This window comes from Microvirga sp. HBU67558 (genome assembly GCF_018069605.1).
In the GTDB taxonomy this organism is placed as follows: domain Bacteria; phylum Pseudomonadota; class Alphaproteobacteria; order Rhizobiales; family Beijerinckiaceae; genus Microvirga; species Microvirga terrae.
This window is the reverse complement of record NZ_JAGPUP010000454.1, coordinates 1-16,498: the sequence shown is the minus strand read 5'-3', so window position 1 is coordinate 16,498 and position 16,498 is coordinate 1. Positions and strand designations below refer to the sequence as shown.

The window sequence follows — 16,498 nt, the reverse complement described above, 5'->3', positions numbered from 1 at the left end:
GGGCTCCAGGTACGGCATCGAGGGCTTCCTCGAAATCAAGTACATCGCTCTCGCAGGTCTGTGAGCACGGAAAAGCCCGGCATCGCCGGGCTTTTTTGTCGGCGGAGCTGAGGACAAAAACCGCTCTCCTATGCGCCCTTCGCCCTGAGCAGCAACTCGGCCAGTTCCACGAACCCTTCTCCCGAATGGCCGCTCGCCACATAGGCGGGCTTGCTGATGAGGCGATGCGCGAAGGCCTGGATGTTGGCGACGCCGACGCTCACGGGAAAGGCTGCGAACATGGGCTCGTCGTTCGGGGAATCGCCCGCGTAGATCACGGTCTTCCTTGCCTCGTCCCATGCCATGCCGAACACGTCGGCGAGCAGAGTCCGGGCCATGGTCAGCTTGTTGTAGTCGCCGAACCAGCCGTTCACATGAATGGAGCTGACCTTGGCCTGCGCGCCTGCGCGCTCGAAGGCGGCAACGATCCGGTCGACCTCGGATTCCGGTAGGGGAGGGACATCCTCGCAGAAGTCGATGGCGAGATCCGCCAGGCGGTACGCCTGATCGCTGGCGAGCGCGGTGCCGGGAACGCTCGCGAGCACTTCCGCCTCGATGGCGTCAAGCTTCGCGCGGTTCCGCGCCAACTCTTCCGAACTCGCCCAGAACCGCTGCTCCATCGTCCTGCGCTCGCGATCGTAGCGGAAATAGAAGGCGCCGTTTTCTCCCACCACGGCATCGACGGGCCACATGCGGGCGATGTGATCGCACCATCCGGCCGGACGGCCCGTCACGGGGATCACGATGAAGCCTGCGCGGTGCAGCCGCTCAAGGGCCCCATAGGCTGAGGCCGTCAGCATTCCCTCCGTGGTGATGGTGTCGTCGATGTCGGTCAGCACCACGCGGATGGAGCGCGCCGTCTCCAGCGGCATCTCGGACAGGGGCTTCATGCCGTGCTCGTCCGAGGACAGAGGCAGGGAAGCGGAAAACGGCTGGGACATCGGTGCGTCATCCTCGGGCGTGACAATCATGAGACGGCTAACGGACCGCCTTTAAGCATGATCCTCCTGCGTGTGCCAGGGTCGATGCCGGATCAATGACGAGCAGGCACGCCGCCCTGTGTGCAATCGTCAACGGATGACTTCACGAAGGGGATTTCTGACGTAAAGTGACGCCATGCCAAACGATGCCGAAATCCTCTATGCCCTGTTCGATGCCGCCCTGAAGGCGGCGCTTCCCGATGGTCAGTTCGACGGCCGGCTCCCGCCCAGGCCGAAAGGGCGGACGATCGTCCTCGGCGCCGGCAAGGCCTCGGCCCGCATGGCGGCGGCATTCGAGGAAGCCTGGGCCCGCGCGGGGGGGGCTTGCGAGGGGCTCGTGGTCACCCGTTATGGGCATGCGGTGCCGACGCGCTCCATCGAGATCGTCGAGGCCGCCCATCCGGTTCCCGACGAGGCCGGCCTCCAGGCCGCAGGGCGGATCCTGGCCCTGGCCCAGCAGGCCGGCCCCGACGATCTCGTGGTCTGCCTCATGTCCGGCGGCGCCTCCTCGCTGCTGTCGCTCCCGGCGGACGGGGTGACGCTGGCCGACAAGCAGGATCTCAACAGGGCCCTGCTGAAATCGGGCGCGCCGATCGGGGAGATGAACCTGGTGCGCAAGTCGCTCTCCGCCATCAAGGGCGGGCGCCTCGCGGCGGCGGTCGGGAAGGCGCCGCTCGTCACCTACCTGATCTCGGATGTTCCGGGTGACGATCCCGGCAGCATCGGGTCGGGTCCGACGATCCCCGAGCGCGTCGAACCGGACGTCGCGTTCGGCATCCTGCGCAAATATGGCATCGACGTGCCGGACCATGTCCGCGCGACCATCCGTTCCAACGCCGTGACCGAGCCCGTCGCCGGCGGCGTGGTGCATATGCTCTCGACGCCCAAGATGGCGCTCGATGCCGCCGCCGCGAAAGCCCGCGAGCTGGGTCTGACCCCGCTCGTGCTCGGTGATGCGCTCGAGGGGGAGGCCCGGGAGGTTGGGCGCGTCATGGCGGGGATCGCCCGCTCGGCCCTGATGCACGGGGAGCCGGCCCGTGCGCCGTGCGTTCTGCTCTCCGGCGGCGAGACCACGGTGACGGTGCGCGGGCAGGGACGGGGCGGGCGCAATGCCGAGTTCCTGCTGTCTCTCGCCCTGTCCCTGAAGGACGAGCGAAAAATCTCCGCGATCGCCTGCGATACGGACGGGATCGACGGCTCGGAGGACAACGCCGGCGCCTGGTTCGACGGAAGCCTCTTCGAGAATGCCCGCAAGGCCGGAATCGACCTGGCGGCTCACCTCGACAGGAACGATGCCTACACGGCCTTCGCGCAGCTCGACAGGCTCGTGGTGACGGGTCCCACCCTGACCAACGTGAACGACTTCCGCTGCATCCTCATCCGTCCCTGAGAGGATCGGCTTAGGGCTTCAGATGGAATAGCTGAGTCCCGTCGCGTTGGTTTGCGGCACCACCATCGCGACCTTGGTTCCGCGGCCCTCCTGGCTGTCGATCTCCAGGTCGCCGCCGTGGAGCTTGAGGATGTACCAGGCGAGGCTGAGGCCTAATCCCGTGCCGGGCAACGTCTTCGCGTTGCGGCCCCGGAAGAAGGGCTGCATGATGAAGGGCATGTCCCGTTCGGGGATCCCGATCCCGCGATCCTTGACGACGATCCGGATCATGCCGCCCTTCCTGGATGCCACGATGTGGATCGGCCGTTCCGGCAGGGAATATTTCATGGCGTTCGACAGAACGATGACGAGGGCCTGCTCCAGCAGAATGGGATCGCCGATGACGATCTCGGGCAAGCCGCGGATCTGGACCTGAAACGGGCGGGACGGCTCCTGTCCGCCTTGCTCCCGGCACACCCGACGGATGAGTTCGTCCGGGTTGAATTCGCTTGGATTGAGCACGATTCCGCCGGCAGTGGCCCGGGTGTAGGACAGGATCGTGTCAATCAGCTCGTCCAGGCGCAAACTGGCGCGCCAGATCTTCTCGGCCTTGGCCTGGATGTCGGTGGTGCCGAGCCGGTCCGCACGTCGGATCAAGCCTTGCGCCAGAGCATTGATGGCCGAGAGCGGGGTTCTCAGCTGATGGGCCAGAAGGGCGACCCGGTCGAGCGAATGGGCCGGACCTCTGAGGGCGGCGCGGCTGTGAGCGCGGCGCGGGGCGGTCTGGGTCGATCGGGGGGGACGTCGGTTGGCTGCGGACACGGACGCGACACCTGTTAACTTTATAACGTTAAAGCCGGTTCGTTGCGAATTAGTGCGCCTCCATCCGTTGTCCATACCCACCCTCGCAGGACGCTGCAGAGCCGCCGCAAACCAAATCGTGCAAGTAAATTAACTGAAATTGCCGAGCACTATGAGAGATGAGAGGCAGTCATGGCGGAAACAGAGTGACAGCCGCACGAATAGACAAGAAGTGTCTCCAGATTTCGGGAGATTGAATACTGTCCCGCGATCACCGGGACGTGAGGTCGGGAGCGTCACAATTGCCGCACTTGGCACTTTCGTTGAAACCGGCTGTCAGAAACGGCGTTTCCATGTCTGGAAGCCAGTTTCAGGAGTTACACCATGGATAACGATCGCACCGAAGGCAGCATGAAGAACATCAAGGGCCGCCTCAAGGAAGGTCTCGGCAAGGCTCTGGGCGATTCGAAGATGGAAACCGAAGGCAAGATGGATAAGGCCGAGGGCAAGATCCAGAACACCGTCGGCGGCATCAAGGACTCGCTGCGCAAGAGCACCTGATTACTGCACAGGCATTTCGGTCGGCCCGGCGTCTCGCCGGGCCGCCTCATTCAGGATGACCCGCCTTGCGGATCAGAAATCTGATCCGGGAGGCGTCCTGCGTTTGCTCCTCCAGAATGTCGCCGGTCTCGCGGATCAGATTGGGGACGTCGATGCCAGCCAACGGGTCGGTGCAGACCACACGCAGCTTTTCGCCGGGCGCCATGCCGAGCAGAGCCTTTCGCGTGCGCAGGACCGGCAGCGGGCATTTCAGTCCGGAAAGATCGAGTTCGGTCATCGCCTCCGCTCCTGCTGCAGCAAAACCTTCGCGGTTACCCAATCATCCGGCGTGTTGATGTTGAAGAAGGGATCGCGCGGCTCGGTGTGCCAGGAGGCTTCGGCATATCCATGACGCTTCGCCCAATCCCGGATGCTGCGTATGTCGCTTTTCACAAGCATCTCGCGCAGGTCTTGCCGGAGGGAGATCGGCCAGAGCCCGACGGCGAAATGCAGCTGTTCGCCCGATGACGCGCAAGCCAGAGGATGCCTGGATTCGCCGCGCGCCTCATGCAGGCGCCCCACGAGATCGGACGGGACGAAGGGCGTATCGGCCGGAACGCTGACTACCCATTCGACGCCCGGGCGGTGGGCCTGGGTCCATTCGAGAGCCGTCAGGATGCCTGCCAGGGGCCCGAGATGCCCGGCTACCGAATCCGTCACGACAGGGAAGGGGAGGGTTCCGAAGCGCCGGGGTTCGCCATTCGCGTTGACGATGAGGCTCTCGCATTGCGGGGCGAGGCGCTGCGCCACGTATTCGAGGAGCGTGAGACCCTCGAACGCCAGCAGAACCTTGTCCTGGCCGCCCATGCGCCGCGAAAGGCCTCCCGCGAGAACGACCCCGACAGTCGGCGGCATCGTGGCGGCCCCGCTCATTCGATCACGATGCGGGGAGCCGGCCTGGCTGTGGCGCCCCCCGTGAGCGCAGTCCAGATCTGCCGTGCCATGTCCTTGTAGATACCGGCATGCGGTCCGTCCGGATCGGCCACGACGACGGGCCGGCCCGAATCGGACAACTCGCGGATCGTCATGGACAGTGGAACTTCGCCGAGGAAGGGGACGTCCAGACGCCTGGCCTCCTCACGCGCTCCGCCATGGCCGAAGATGTGGGAGCTCTGGCCGCAATGCGGACAGATGAAGGTCGCCATGTTCTCGACGATGCCGAGGATCGGGATCTCCACCCGCTTGAACATCGACACCCCGCGTCGGGCATCGATGAGGGCAAGGTCCTGCGGCGTCGACACAATTACGGCGCCGGCCAGCGGCGTAGCCTGCGCCATGGTGAGCTGCGCATCGCCGGTGCCCGGGGGCATGTCGACTACGAGCACGTCGAGATCACCCCAGGCGACCTCCCGCAGCATCTGGGTAATGGCCGACATCACCATCGGTCCGCGCCAGATCATGGCCGCTTCCTCCTCGACCAGGAAGCCGATCGACATGACCTTCAGCCCAAAGGCTTCCATTGGTTCGAGAACGCGGTTCTCGAGCAGGCGCGGCTTGCCGTGAATGCCGAGGAGCTTCGGCACCGAGGGGCCGTAGATGTCCGCATCGAGCAGGCCGACCTTCAGCCCGAGGGCCTTCAGGCCGAGAGCCAGGTTGCAGGCCGTCGTGGACTTGCCGACGCCACCCTTGCCGGACGCGACCGCGATCACATGCTGCACGCCGGGAATGCGCTGATTCCTGGGCTGGGCCGCCGCTCGCGGCCGCTGCGGGGCGCCCGGGGAAGGGGATGCGCCGGAACCGGAGGGCCGGTCGGCCGTGAGGCTGGCGAAGACGCCCTTCACGGACGGCAGGCCCTGCACGGCCGTGACGGCGGCCTGCCGCACCTGCTCCATGGCGGCGGCTTCCGATGGATCGATGGTGATGGAGAACATGACGCGGCTCGCATCGTCCACCACCACGTCCGACAGCCGTCCCGAGGCGACGAGGTTGGTTCCGCCGGCGTCGACCATGACGGTCGACAAGGCCTGCAGCACATGCTCACGGGTAATGGCCACGATGTCGTCTCCTGATGGCTCCGAGGATTCTGCCCTTCATGTATAGGTCCGGAGCCTGCGCGTTAAGGCCATCGATGGCGGCCAGGGTGCATATCCCGAACCAAACTGCACCTTGTCCGTTGTTCACCCGATCCCTCGGGAGCCGGCCCGGCCGGCCGCGTCACTGCCTTGGCTGATCAATCCCGAGTGCCTGCCACATACGATCGAGGAGACGACGATGCACCAACACGGCCATAACGATCCGAATGCCGGGAAGCTCTATGACCTGATCAAGGACGTGAAGATCGCCATGATGACCACCGTCGACACGGACGGTACCTTGCACAGCAGGCCCATGCACAGCCAGGAGGCGGACGAGCACGGGGATCTCTGGTTCTTCACCCAGATCCAATCGCCCAAGACGACGGAACTCTCCCGCGACAACGAGGTCAACCTCGCATATGCCGATCCGAGCAGCCAGACCTATGTGTCGGTGACAGGACGGGCCGAGATCGTGCGCGACAAGGCGACGATCGAGGAGAAATGGTCGGAGCCTCTGCGGGCGTGGTTCCCGAAGGGCGTGGACGATCCGCAGATCGCCCTGATCCGCGTTCACCCGGCCAAGGGCGAATACTGGGACAGTCCCTCGTCGACCCTGGTGCATCTCTACGGCTATGCGAAGGCTGCCATCACCGGTCAGCCGCCCCATCCTGGCGATCAGGCGAAGGTCAATCTGAGCTGAGGTTTCGCTGCAGCGCGACAGTCTCGGGGCCGCACGCGGCCCCTTTTCTTTGGCTTGATTCTATCTACCTTTACGGAAGAAGCTTAGGTATGTTTGAGCAACGAAGACAATACGGAAAAAACCGTTCGTCGTAATCAAGAACAGGCCTTGGGGGCGGTCTTAGGGAGGAAACAATGAAGTTCGTCCTGCTTGCCGCAGTTTCGATTGTTGCTTTCGCGTCCTCGAGTTTCGCTCAGCCTGCCACCCAATCGCCGACAGGCAATCTCGAGAAGCTGACGTCGTTCCAGAGCACGGGAACCACCGAGCCGCGACCCATCGCGCAGGAGGGGCGTCGCGCCGATGCCATTCGGAAGAACCTCGAGAAAATCCAGTTGCCGGCCGGTTTCAAGATCGATCTTTATGCGATCGTGCCCGATGCGCGCCACATGGCGGTCGGCCCCAATGCCGGCGTGGTCTTCGTCGGAACCCGCAAGAACAACGTCTATGTCGTGACAGATCGCGACAAGGATCGCGTCGCCGACGAGGTCAAGCAGTTCGCCCCGTCCGTCGCGTTCAAGATTCCCAACGGCGTCTGCTTCTCGCGTGACGGGATGCTTTATGTCGCCGAGCAGAACCGAGTGCTGCAATTCCCGGCCGCCGAGTTCTTCTACGAAGGACCGGATGTCGCGGCCTTCGTGGTCGCCAAGCAGGGAGACCTCATCCCGCCGTCGGAGGAAAGCTTCAACCATACGGCCCGCGTCTGCCGGGTCGGGCCCGACAACAAGCTCTATATCGCGCTCGGCCAGCCCTTCAACGTACCGGCGAAAGACAAGCTCGACCTCTACAAGCGGACAGGCATCGGCGGCATCATCCGCATGGATCAGGACGGCAAGAACCGCGAGGTCTATGCGACGGGCATCCGCAACTCGGTCGGCATCGACTTCAACCCCGCTGACAAGTCGCTGTGGTTCACCGACAACCAGGTCGACGGAATGGGCGACGATCAGCCTCCCGGCGAGCTGAACCGCATCGCCAGTATGGGACAGAATTTCGGCTTCCCGCATTATGGCGGCGGCACCGTCCGCACGGTCGAGTACAAGGACGATCAGGTTCCGGCCGGCGTCGTCGGACCGCAGGCCGAAATGGATCCTCATGCGGCGGATCTCGGCATGATGTTCTACACGGGCAAGATGCTCCCGCAGACCTATCAAGGCGGCATCTTCTCGGCCCAGCACGGCTCCTGGAACCGCACCAAACCGGTCGGCGCGAGGATCATGTTCACGCCGATCAAGCAGGACGGGACAGCCGACAAGCCGCAGATCTTCGCGGAAGGATGGCTGACAGACAACGGCGAGTATCTCGGGCGGCCGGTGGACGTCGCCATGCTGCCCGACGGCTCCCTGCTGGTGTCGGACGATACGGCCGGCGCGGTCTACCGCATCTCCTACGAAGGCCGGTAACGATCTCCCGACGGGCGCGCCACGCGGCGCGCCCGCTTCCCATGGGACCATCACGCATGAAGACGAGCCATTTCCTCGCATTCACGGCCATGCTGCTGGGCAGCCTTGCTTGCGGTCCGAGCCAGGCAGGAGACGCCAGGGCCGGGCGCCAGAAGCTCACCACATGTCAGGGCTGCCACGGCCTCGACGGGCTGTCGAAGAACCCCGAGGCGCCCAACCTCGCCGGTCAGGTCGAGACTTATCTCACCAGGAGCCTCGAGGCCTATCGGTCCGGCGAGCGCAAGAACGAGTCCATGAACATTGTAGCGAAGGAGTTGTCCGACGAGGACATCGCCGACGTGGCGGCCTATTACGCGTCGATCCAGGTGGATGTCCTGCCTCCGTGAGAGGCCTCACAAAGTCTCGTAGCCGGCACTCTTTCATCCCGGGCGCCCCTTCGCTATTGTCTCGCCTCCCTCGAGTGGCATGGAGCAGGCGATGGTGGACATCGCGACCCGGGTCTACAACCATACCTGGAAGATCGACCCGATCGTCCGGTCCGTCCTGGATACGGATTTCTACAAGCTTCTGATGGCGCAGACGATCTTTCGCCGCCATCGGGACGTGCAGGTCACGTTCGGCATTCATAACCGCACCACCCGCATCCGACTGGCCGACATCATCGATGCCGGGGAGCTGCGCGAGCAGCTCGACCACGTGCGCAGCCTCTCCCTGACGCGGGGCGAGTCCACCTGGCTTCGCGGCAACACGTTCTACGGCAAGCGGCAGATGTTCTCGCCGGAGTTCATGGACTGGCTCGAAACCTTCCGCTTCCCGGAATACCTGCTCGAGAAGGAGGACGGCCAATATGTGCTGACCTTCCATGGGCCCTGGATCGAAACCACCATGTGGGAGATCCCGGCGCTCGCGATCCTCAACGAGCTGCGCTCCCGCGGCGTGCTCAAGGGCATGGCGAAGTTCGAGCTTCAGGTGCTCTATGCCCGGGCGATGACGCGGGTCTGGGAGAAGATCGAGCGCCTGAGAAAGCTCCCGGATCTGTCCATCTCCGATTTCGGCACGCGGCGGCGGCACGGCTTCCTCTGGCAGGACTGGTGCGTTCAGGCGATGATGGAGGGACTCGGCTCCTCGTTTCTCGGCACCTCCAACTGTCTCATCGCCATGCGCCAGGAGGTCGAGGCCGTAGGCACGAACGCCCATGAGTTGCCGATGGTCTACGCGGCCCTGACCGACAGCGACGAGGAACTGGCGGAATCGCCCTATCGGGTGCTGGCGGATTGGCAGCAGGATTACGAGGGGAACCTGCGCGTCATCTTGCCGGATACCTACGGCACCACGAACTTCCTGCGCAACGCGCCCGACTGGGTGGCGTCCTGGACGGGCATCCGCGTCGACTCGAAGGATCCGATCGAGGGGGGCGAGGAAGCCATCGCGTGGTGGAACGAGCGCGGGCAGAACCCGAAGGACAAGCTCGCGATCTTCTCCGACGGGCTCGACGTGGACGTGATCGAGCGCATCCACCGGCATTTCCGCGGTCGCATGCGCATCGGCTACGGCTGGGGCACGCTGCTCACCAACGATTTCCGCGGCCTTGCGCCCGAGGGAGCCCTCGACCCGATCTCCATCGTGTGCAAGGTGATCTCGGCCGACAGCCGGCCGACGGTGAAGCTCTCCGACAATCCGACCAAGGCCATGGGGCCGAGGGCGGAGGTCGAGCGCTACAAGCGCATCTTCCATGTGGGGCAGCAAACGGCCCAGCCGGTTCTGGTGTGACGGACATGACGATCGATCTCAATTGCGACATGGGTGAAGGATACGGCCCCTGGCCGATGGGCGACGACGAGGCGATGCTCGACATCGTCTCGTCGGCCAACATCGCCTGCGGGTATCACGCGGGCGATCCGTCGATCATGTTCCGCACGGCGGAGATCGCGAAGCGCAAGGGTGTCGCCATCGGGGCGCATCCGGGCTTCAATGACCTTCACGGCTTCGGACGCCGCATGATCCGCGGCGACTCGCCGGCCGAGATCGAGCGCATGGTGGCCTATCAGATCGGCGCCATGCAGGCTCTCGCGGCGCTGGCCGGGCACAAGGTCACCTACGTGAAGGCGCACGGCGCGCTCAACAACATGGCCAACGAGGACATGGACCTCGCGCTTGCCATCGCCCGGGCCATCAAGGGCGTCGATCGGAGCCTGGTCAATGTCTGCATGCCGGGCCTTCCCATGGAAAAGGCATCCGAGCAGATTGGCGTGAAGGTCGCCCGCGAGATCTTTGCCGACCGCACCTACGAGGACGATGGCACGCTCACCAGCCGGAAGAAGCCGGGTTCCGTGCTGCACGATGCGGAATTCGCCGCCGAGCGCATTCTCCGCGCCGTGCAGGACAGGGCGATCACGACAGTGTCCGGAAAGCGGATCCCGGTCGAGATCGACACGATCTGCGTGCATGGCGACGAGCCGAGCGCCGTCGCCATGGCCCGGACGGTCCGCGCGAATCTGGAGGCAAACGGGATCGCGATCGCGCCGTTCGCATAGGCCCGTTCGACCTTGCGACCTCCGCCTGACACGGTGTCGGAGTGCTCACCTTCGTCGTCATCACCGGCCTTGTGCCGGTGATTCCGATCTCCGGAGACGCCGCACCTTTCGCATCGGGTTGGCCGGGTCAAGCCCGGCCATGACGTCTGAGATTAGTCTTTGAACGCCCTCTCCAGGAAGGGCTCCAGAGCCGCCAGCGTTTCCTCGGGGGCCTCCTCGGCGAGATAATGGCCGCAATCGATGCCGTGGCCTTCCACTCTGCCGGCCCAGTCGCGCCAGACCCCGACGACGTCGTACCACCGCTCGAGCCCGTTCTTCAGGCCCCAGAGCGCCTGCACCGGACAGGCGATGCGGCGGCCGGCCTTCTGGTCTTCCTCGTCGAGGCGCATGTCGATGGTGGCGCCGGCCCGGTAATCCTCGCACATGGCGTGGATCGTCGTCGGATCCGTGTAGCAGCGGCGATATTCCGCGAGCGCCGCCTCGTCGAACAGCGAGCGCCCGCGGCGCAGATAGAACACGTCCGGATCCGACGCGATCAGGCGCTCGGGGATCGGGTGCGGCTGGGCGAGGAAAAACCAGTGCCAGTAGCCCATGGCGAAGGCCATGTCGGTGCGCTGGAAATGCTCGGCCGTCGGGATGATGTCGAGGACGGACAGCGACACGATCCGGTCCGGATGATCGAGCGCCATGCGGTAGGCGCAGCGCCCGCCGCGATCATGCCCGACGACGGCGAAACGCTCGAAGCCGAGAGCCTGCATCGCCTCGACCTGGTCGCGCGCCATGGCGCGCTTGGAATAGGGCTCGTGGTCCGGGGTCGTCGCGGGCTTCGAACTGTCGCCGTATCCGCGCAGATCGGCGCACACGACCGTGTAGGTCTCGGCGAGCTTCGGCGCCACCTTGTGCCACATGACATGGGTTTGCGGATGCCCGTGCAGCAGGAGGACCGGCGGTCCGCTTCCGCCATGGCGGAGGTTGATGACGGCGCCGGAGGTTTCGATCTGTCGGTGTGTGAAGGTCTCGAACATCCCGCCGTTGTATCGGAGCCGGCACGGATCGTCACCAGGAACGGCGCTCGCCGTTGTCGATATGGATGATCCCGTTGCGATAGATCTTGAGGCCGCCGACCTGGGGATGCGCTCGCAGGTAGGCCATCACGCCCCGCGCCTTCGCCCGCACGCGGAAATCGACCGCGCGGCAGGAGAGGTGCAGGGAGTGGCGGGCGCCGCCGGCGCGCCAATTGCGGCCGCTGCTGCGATGGGTCGACTCGATGCTCACGGGGCCGAACGTCGCGGCGACGGACGCCACCACGTCGCGCAGGTTGCCCGGAATGCAGTGGGTGGGGGCGCTGGCGCGCAGGGTGATCGTTCCCAGGGACACCAGCGACGAGAAACCAGAAAGTGCCCTCGCGCCTGGCAGGCTTCCGGTGGCGGCGGGGTCGTCGAGGCGCTCCTGGGACGGCAGGCTGGCGTATTGCGCCGAAGGAATGATCCCGGCGTCCTCATCGCCGGCCTCGAGCGGACCCGGCGACAGTCCCGCCAGAAAGGCCCCGGCCATGACGGCCACCTTCGAGGTCCAGCGAACGCGGCAAACGATGCTCATCGGGTTCTCCCGTACTGAGCCCCTACTTGAGGTCCTGCGCCGGCTCGGTCCCCCCACCGGCTTTCGCTGCTTGTGGATCAGCCACCAAGGGTTGATGTCGCAGCGTTAGGCACGGCTACCTAAGGTTAAGCTTGCCCTAGGCAAGAACACCTAGGGGCGATCGGAGGCGCAAAGGCCACGCTTGGCCGGCAAAGCTTTGCCCTGCAAGGAATCCCGCCACGGGAAATTTCGGGTGAGTTACGGAATAACGGGCTGGAATCTTGCAGAAGCGAGCCGGAATGCACACATCCAGATCCGTTGTGCCGATCATCGGGATCGGCCGCACGGAGACAGGAATGAACACTGCTCGGACCGCCGTTTTCGACGCGATCAAGACCGCCGGACCGACCCGGGCCGATGCGCTCGCGCGCGTCACGCTCGTCGCGAAGTTTCTCGACAACGCCGTGATGATCCCGGGCCTGAACCGGCGCGTCGGCTTCGATGCCGTGCTCGGTCTCGTGCCGGGCGTGGGCGACGCGATCTCGGCCGCGCTCGCCAGCTACATCATCTGGGAGGCGCGCCAGCTCGGCCTGCCGCGCTGGAAGATCGCCCGCATGATCGGCAACGTGGTGGTCGACACGGCGATCGGCGCGATCCCGCTGGCGGGTGACGTATTCGACGTGTTCTTCAAGGCCAACCAGCGCAACCTGCGGATCATCCACGAGCATCTGGGCACGCCCAAGCGCGGACCGCTCGAGATCGACGGCACGGCCGTCCGGGTGGACGAGCGCTGATGAAGCGCTTCCTTTGGATCCTCGCCTGGTTCGCCGTGGCTGTGTGGTCGCTCTTCGCCTGGGGTGCGTACGGTCTCGTCGACTTCTTCGGCGGCGTGGCGGCGCGCCATGCAGACGTCGTGACGGGCCATCCGGAGACGGTCGAGTGGCTGTCCTGGGCGCTCATGACCCTGCGCGGCCTGGGCCTCGGCGCCATCGTGGTGGTGTGGGGCCTCGTCTCCCTGGCGATCCTGGCGGTTCCGGCCGTGCTTGGCCTGTTCCTCGGCGGAGCGCCCCGTGAGCCGCGCGTCGAGGAATGGCGCGGGCCGCGGATCGATCCGCGCGTCCCAGGACCGTTCCCGCCGGCGCAGCCTCCGATCCGGCGCATCGAGAAGCGATGACGAGAAAGGGCGCAGCGGATGCCGCTTCGCCCTTCGTGTTTGTCGTTGCCGTCTTCCCGTCATCACCGGCCTTGTGCCGGTGATCCCGATCGGTAGAAATCATGGAGCCGACGCTCAGCGGTGGCTCGAGATGAACTGCTTGAAGCGCTCGGATTTCGGAGCGCCGAACACCTGGGCCGGCGCGCCTTCCTCCTCGACCACGCCCTTGTGCAGGAACACGACCCGGTTCGACACGTCGCGGGCGAAACCCATCTCGTGGGTCACCACCAGCATGGTGCGGCCTTCCTCGGCGAGGGAGCGCATGACGCGCAGGACCTCGCCGACGAGTTCCGGATCGAGCGCCGAGGTCGGCTCGTCGAACAGCATCACCTTGGGATGCATGGCGAGCGCCCGGGCGATCGCCGCGCGCTGCTGCTGGCCGCCTGAGAGGTGGGAGGGATACTGGTTGCGCTTGTCGACGATGCCGACCTTCTTCAGCAGTTCCTCGGCCTCGGCGATGCACTCGGCCTTCGGGCGCTTCTGCACGTGAACGGGCGCCTCGATCACGTTCTCCAGGATGGTCATGTGGGACCAGAGGTTGAAGCTCTGGAACACCATGGCGACCCGCGAGCGGATGCGGTCCACCTGCCGCTGGTCGGCCGGCTCCATGCCCTTGCGGCCCTTTCTGAGGCCGATCGTCTCGCCGCCGATGCGGATCTCGCCGGAATCCGGCACCTCCAGCATGTTGATGCAGCGGAGCATGGTGGACTTACCGGAGCCCGACGCGCCGAGGATCGAGATGACGTCGCCTTCCCGGGCGCTGAGCGACACGCCCTTGAGCACCTCGAGGCTCCCGAAGCTTTTGCGGAGATCGTTGACGGAGACGGCAGCAGCGGACTCGGAAGACAAGGATGCAACTCCGTTAGACATGGGCGGCCTCCAGGCGCGGCTCGATGGCCGGTGGGCGGCGCAGATGGGGCGAGAGCCACCACTCGATGGCCATGATGATGCGCGTGATGATGAAGTTGAGGATCAGGTAGATCAGGCCTGCCACGATGAAGACCTCGACGGCCCGGAAGGTCTGCGAGATCAGCTTTGCGGCGAGTCCCGTCACCTCCATCATGGTGATGATCGAGGCCAGCGACGTGGCCTTGACCATGAGGATGATCTCGCTGCCGTAGGCCGGGAGCGCCTGCCGGACCGCGATCGGGAAGACGATGCGGCGGAAGAGCAGGAAGCCCGACATGCCGCAGGCCCGCGCGGCCTCGACCTGGTTGTGCGGCACCGATTGCAGGCCGCCGCGGAAGATCTCGCTGGCATAGGCGGCCGTGTTGAGGGTGAGTGCCAGCACCGCGCACCAGTAGGGCTCGCGGAAGAAGGTCCACAATCCCCATTCCTGCAAGGTCGGCCGGAACTGGCCGAGGCCGTAATAGATCAGGAAGATCTGCACGAGCAGGGGCGTCCCGCGGAACACGAAGACATAGGCCTGCGCCGGCCAGTCGAGCACCTTGACGCGCGACATGCGCATGAGCGCGAGCAGCATCGCGAAGACGGCCCCGAACGCGACCGCCGTGAACGCCAGGTTCAGGGTGAGGGGCACGCCTCCCATCAGGGTCAGGAAGGTATCCCGCATGAAGGCGAAGTCCATCAGGAAGCCCTCCGCATGCCACGCATCGAATGAGCCTCCGCGCGCTGGAACAGATAGGTCGAAACCCAGGTGATGAGCAGATAGAGGACCGCCGCCGTGATGTAGAAGTCGAACGGGCGGCGGGTGGAGCCGGCCGCGATGTGCGACTGCCGCAGCAGCTCGACGAGGCCCGTCACCGAAATCAGGGCCGATTCCTTCAAGACCAGCTGCCAGGTGTTGCCGAGGCCGGGAATGGCATAGCGCAGGACCTGCGGGGCGATGATGCGGCGGAACATCAGCCAGCGATGCATGCCCACGGACCGCGCCGCCTCGAGTTCGCCGCGGCTCACGACCTGGAAGGCCCCGCGGAACACCTCCGCCTGATAGGCGCCCGACACGATGCCGATGGCCATGGCGCCGGTGGCGAAGGCCGGCACGCCGATGAAGCCCTCGGCCCCGAACAGGCTGCCGATGGCGCCGAGCGCCGCGCTGCCGCCGAAGTAGAAGAGGTAGATCACGAGAAGATCGGGAATGCCGCGCAGGACGGTGGTGTAGCCATCCGCCAGGCTGCGGATCACGACGTTGCCCCCGATCTTCCCCCAGGCCACCAGGGTGCCGACGATGGAGCCTGCGAGAAAGCCGCATGTGGCGACGGCGATCGTCATCCCGGTCGCGGTGAGAAGAGCCCATCCCCAACCGTTGGGGCCGAACCCGACGAGCTCGAAATAGCTCAGCTGCTGCACGCGTCTCAACTTTCTTGAATACGTCTCCCCTCACCGAGAGGCAGGAGGTGAGACAAGATCTGTCACATCGGACCTTCGACCCGAGCGAGTCCCGGGTCCGTGTAGCAGGATCCGGGACTTATTTTCCAGTACGCTCAAGCATCGGGTCCGAAAGCGACTCCTTCCGGGTCCGGTTCCTCGCGTCAGGCCTGCGGGGTCGCGTCGAGCTTGAACCACTTCTCGGACAGGGTCTTGATGGTGCCGTCCTTGATCGCCGCCTGGATCGCCTCGTCGAAGCTCTTCTTGAGCTCGGTGTCGTCCTTGCGCATGCCCACCGCGACGCCGCGGCCGAGCAGTCCGCCGCGCATGCCCGTTCCGGCAATGATCATGTCCTTGAACTCGGGCTTCTCCTGCGTGGCCTTCAGGGCGCCCTGTCCGGCGAAGATTGCGTCGAGGCGGCCGGCGGAGAGATCCAGGTCATGCTGCTCCGTGGTCTTGTACTCGCGGATCTGGACCGTGTCCTTCAGGTAGGTCTCGACGAACTGCGCGTTCACGGTCGAGGTCTGCACGCCGACCGTCTTGCCCTTCAGGAGCGGCTTCCAGGCCTCGATGGCCTTCTTGGCGCCTTCGGGATCCTTGTCGAGGCTCACCGTCGTGCCGGAGCCCGCCAGCTTGGCGAGGGGAGAATCCTTCATGACGCCGAAGCCGTGCGGGGTGGCCGCATAGGGGATCGAGAAGTTGATCGTCTCGAGGCGCTTCTCGGTGATGTTCATGCCAGCCATGATGGCGTCGTACTTCTTCGCCTGCAGGGCCGGGATGATGCCGTCCCAATCCTGGGCGACGATCTCGCATTTCACCTTCATGCGCTTGCACAGCTCGTTGGCGAGATCGATCTCGAAGCCTTCGAGCTTGCCGCCCGCGCCGGTGAAGTTCCACGGGGC

The 16,498-nt window shown here is 65.1% G+C and carries 20 protein-coding genes; 9 read left to right on the top strand and 11 right to left on the bottom strand.

Translation table 11 applies throughout. The annotated features are described in order from the left end of the window. Positions 1 to 128: 128 nt before the first annotated feature. Entirely contained in the window at positions 129 to 929 is an 801-nt protein-coding gene (locus KBI52_RS06125; RefSeq protein WP_210806100.1) for an HAD-IIB family hydrolase, read from the bottom strand. A 226-nt stretch (positions 930 to 1,155) separates the two neighbouring features. Here KBI52_RS06125 and KBI52_RS06120 point away from each other — a divergent pair, with 226 nt between their 5' ends. Then, the gene (locus tag KBI52_RS06120) at positions 1,156 to 2,409 is read left to right on the top strand and encodes a glycerate kinase (protein WP_210806098.1); all 1,254 of its coding nucleotides are present in this window, start codon (positions 1,156 to 1,158) and stop codon (positions 2,407 to 2,409) included. An 18-nt stretch (positions 2,410 to 2,427) separates the two neighbouring features. On the opposite strand, the gene KBI52_RS06115 is transcribed toward KBI52_RS06120, so the two are convergent. Beyond that, entirely contained in the window at positions 2,428 to 3,210 is a 783-nt protein-coding gene (locus KBI52_RS06115; RefSeq protein WP_210806096.1) for a sensor histidine kinase KdpD, read from the bottom strand. Between the two features lie 363 nt (positions 3,211 to 3,573). Here KBI52_RS06115 and KBI52_RS06110 point away from each other — a divergent pair, with 363 nt between their 5' ends. Next, positions 3,574 to 3,750 (top strand): CsbD family protein, encoded by a 177-nt coding sequence (locus KBI52_RS06110; protein ID WP_173945943.1) that lies wholly within the window; start codon positions 3,574 to 3,576, stop codon positions 3,748 to 3,750. 46 nt (positions 3,751 to 3,796) lie between these two features. Here KBI52_RS06110 and KBI52_RS06105 read toward each other — a convergent pair whose 3' ends face one another. Genes KBI52_RS06105 through KBI52_RS06095 form a run of 3 tightly spaced genes read right to left on the bottom strand, consistent with a single transcriptional unit; the run spans position 3,797 to position 5,783 of the window. Next, positions 3,797 to 4,027 carry a sulfurtransferase TusA family protein gene (locus KBI52_RS06105; RefSeq protein ID WP_173945944.1) on the bottom strand — a complete coding sequence of 77 codons (231 nt, stop codon included), beginning with the start codon at positions 4,025 to 4,027 and terminating at the stop codon, positions 3,797 to 3,799. After that, positions 4,024 to 4,644 carry a molybdenum cofactor guanylyltransferase MobA gene (mobA, locus tag KBI52_RS06100; RefSeq protein WP_247654218.1) on the bottom strand — a complete coding sequence of 207 codons (621 nt, stop codon included), beginning with the start codon at positions 4,642 to 4,644 and terminating at the stop codon, positions 4,024 to 4,026. The genes KBI52_RS06105 and mobA overlap by 4 nt, the downstream gene beginning before the upstream one ends. A gap of 14 nt (positions 4,645 to 4,658) precedes the next feature. Then, positions 4,659 to 5,783, bottom strand: coding sequence for an Mrp/NBP35 family ATP-binding protein (locus KBI52_RS06095; protein WP_210806092.1), 1,125 nt, complete (start codon positions 5,781 to 5,783; stop codon positions 4,659 to 4,661). 217 nt (positions 5,784 to 6,000) lie between these two features. On the opposite strand from KBI52_RS06095, the gene KBI52_RS06090 reads away from it, so the two are divergent. From KBI52_RS06090 to KBI52_RS06070, 5 genes are all read left to right on the top strand, one after another. Next, positions 6,001 to 6,504 carry a pyridoxamine 5'-phosphate oxidase family protein gene (locus KBI52_RS06090; RefSeq protein ID WP_173945947.1) on the top strand — a complete coding sequence of 168 codons (504 nt, stop codon included), beginning with the start codon at positions 6,001 to 6,003 and terminating at the stop codon, positions 6,502 to 6,504. Between the two features lie 173 nt (positions 6,505 to 6,677). Further along, on the top strand, positions 6,678 to 7,943 hold the full coding sequence (locus tag KBI52_RS06085) for a sorbosone dehydrogenase family protein (protein WP_210806090.1): 1,266 nt from the start codon (positions 6,678 to 6,680) through the stop codon (positions 7,941 to 7,943). A gap of 56 nt (positions 7,944 to 7,999) precedes the next feature. Continuing rightward, on the top strand, positions 8,000 to 8,329 hold the full coding sequence (locus KBI52_RS06080) for a cytochrome c (protein ID WP_371823120.1): 330 nt from the start codon (positions 8,000 to 8,002) through the stop codon (positions 8,327 to 8,329). A 91-nt stretch (positions 8,330 to 8,420) separates the two neighbouring features. Then, positions 8,421 to 9,713 carry a nicotinate phosphoribosyltransferase gene (pncB, locus tag KBI52_RS06075; RefSeq protein WP_210806088.1) on the top strand — a complete coding sequence of 431 codons (1,293 nt, stop codon included), beginning with the start codon at positions 8,421 to 8,423 and terminating at the stop codon, positions 9,711 to 9,713. A gap of 5 nt (positions 9,714 to 9,718) precedes the next feature. Then, the gene (locus KBI52_RS06070) at positions 9,719 to 10,477 is read left to right on the top strand and encodes a LamB/YcsF family protein (RefSeq protein ID WP_210806086.1); all 759 of its coding nucleotides are present in this window, start codon (positions 9,719 to 9,721) and stop codon (positions 10,475 to 10,477) included. Positions 10,478 to 10,629: 152 nt separating this feature from the next. Here the strand turns inward: KBI52_RS06070 and KBI52_RS06065 are convergent, their stop codons facing one another. Both KBI52_RS06065 and KBI52_RS06060 read right to left on the bottom strand, forming a co-directional pair. Beyond that, positions 10,630 to 11,502 carry an alpha/beta fold hydrolase gene (locus KBI52_RS06065; RefSeq protein ID WP_173945951.1) on the bottom strand — a complete coding sequence of 291 codons (873 nt, stop codon included), beginning with the start codon at positions 11,500 to 11,502 and terminating at the stop codon, positions 10,630 to 10,632. A gap of 31 nt (positions 11,503 to 11,533) precedes the next feature. After that, on the bottom strand, positions 11,534 to 12,076 hold the full coding sequence (locus tag KBI52_RS06060; RefSeq protein WP_210806084.1) for a D-Ala-D-Ala carboxypeptidase family metallohydrolase: 543 nt from the start codon (positions 12,074 to 12,076) through the stop codon (positions 11,534 to 11,536). A gap of 335 nt (positions 12,077 to 12,411) precedes the next feature. Between KBI52_RS06060 and KBI52_RS06055 the strand changes: the two genes are divergently transcribed. Together KBI52_RS06055 and KBI52_RS06050 are read left to right on the top strand one after the other, a co-directional pair. After that, positions 12,412 to 12,849 carry a DUF4112 domain-containing protein gene (locus KBI52_RS06055; RefSeq protein ID WP_173945953.1) on the top strand — a complete coding sequence of 146 codons (438 nt, stop codon included), beginning with the start codon at positions 12,412 to 12,414 and terminating at the stop codon, positions 12,847 to 12,849. Beyond that, positions 12,849 to 13,229 carry a hypothetical protein gene (locus KBI52_RS06050; protein ID WP_210806082.1) on the top strand — a complete coding sequence of 127 codons (381 nt, stop codon included), beginning with the start codon at positions 12,849 to 12,851 and terminating at the stop codon, positions 13,227 to 13,229. The genes KBI52_RS06055 and KBI52_RS06050 overlap by 1 nt, the downstream gene beginning before the upstream one ends. A 114-nt stretch (positions 13,230 to 13,343) precedes the next feature. On the opposite strand, the gene KBI52_RS06045 is transcribed toward KBI52_RS06050, so the two are convergent. From KBI52_RS06045 to KBI52_RS06030, 4 genes are all read right to left on the bottom strand, one after another. Further along, entirely contained in the window at positions 13,344 to 14,138 is a 795-nt protein-coding gene (locus KBI52_RS06045) for an ABC transporter ATP-binding protein (protein ID WP_173945955.1), read from the bottom strand. After that, a complete protein-coding gene (locus KBI52_RS06040; RefSeq protein WP_173945956.1) occupies positions 14,131 to 14,856 on the bottom strand; it encodes an ABC transporter permease in 726 nt (241 codons plus the stop codon). Before KBI52_RS06040 ends, KBI52_RS06045 begins: the two co-directional genes overlap by 8 nt. Further along, the gene (locus KBI52_RS06035) at positions 14,856 to 15,578 is read right to left on the bottom strand and encodes an ABC transporter permease subunit (protein WP_173945957.1); all 723 of its coding nucleotides are present in this window, start codon (positions 15,576 to 15,578) and stop codon (positions 14,856 to 14,858) included. Before KBI52_RS06035 ends, KBI52_RS06040 begins: the two co-directional genes overlap by 1 nt. Positions 15,579 to 15,760: 182 nt before the next feature. Beyond that, a partial coding sequence (locus KBI52_RS06030; RefSeq protein WP_210806080.1) for a transporter substrate-binding domain-containing protein occupies positions 15,761 to 16,498 on the bottom strand: 738 nt, incomplete at its 5' end.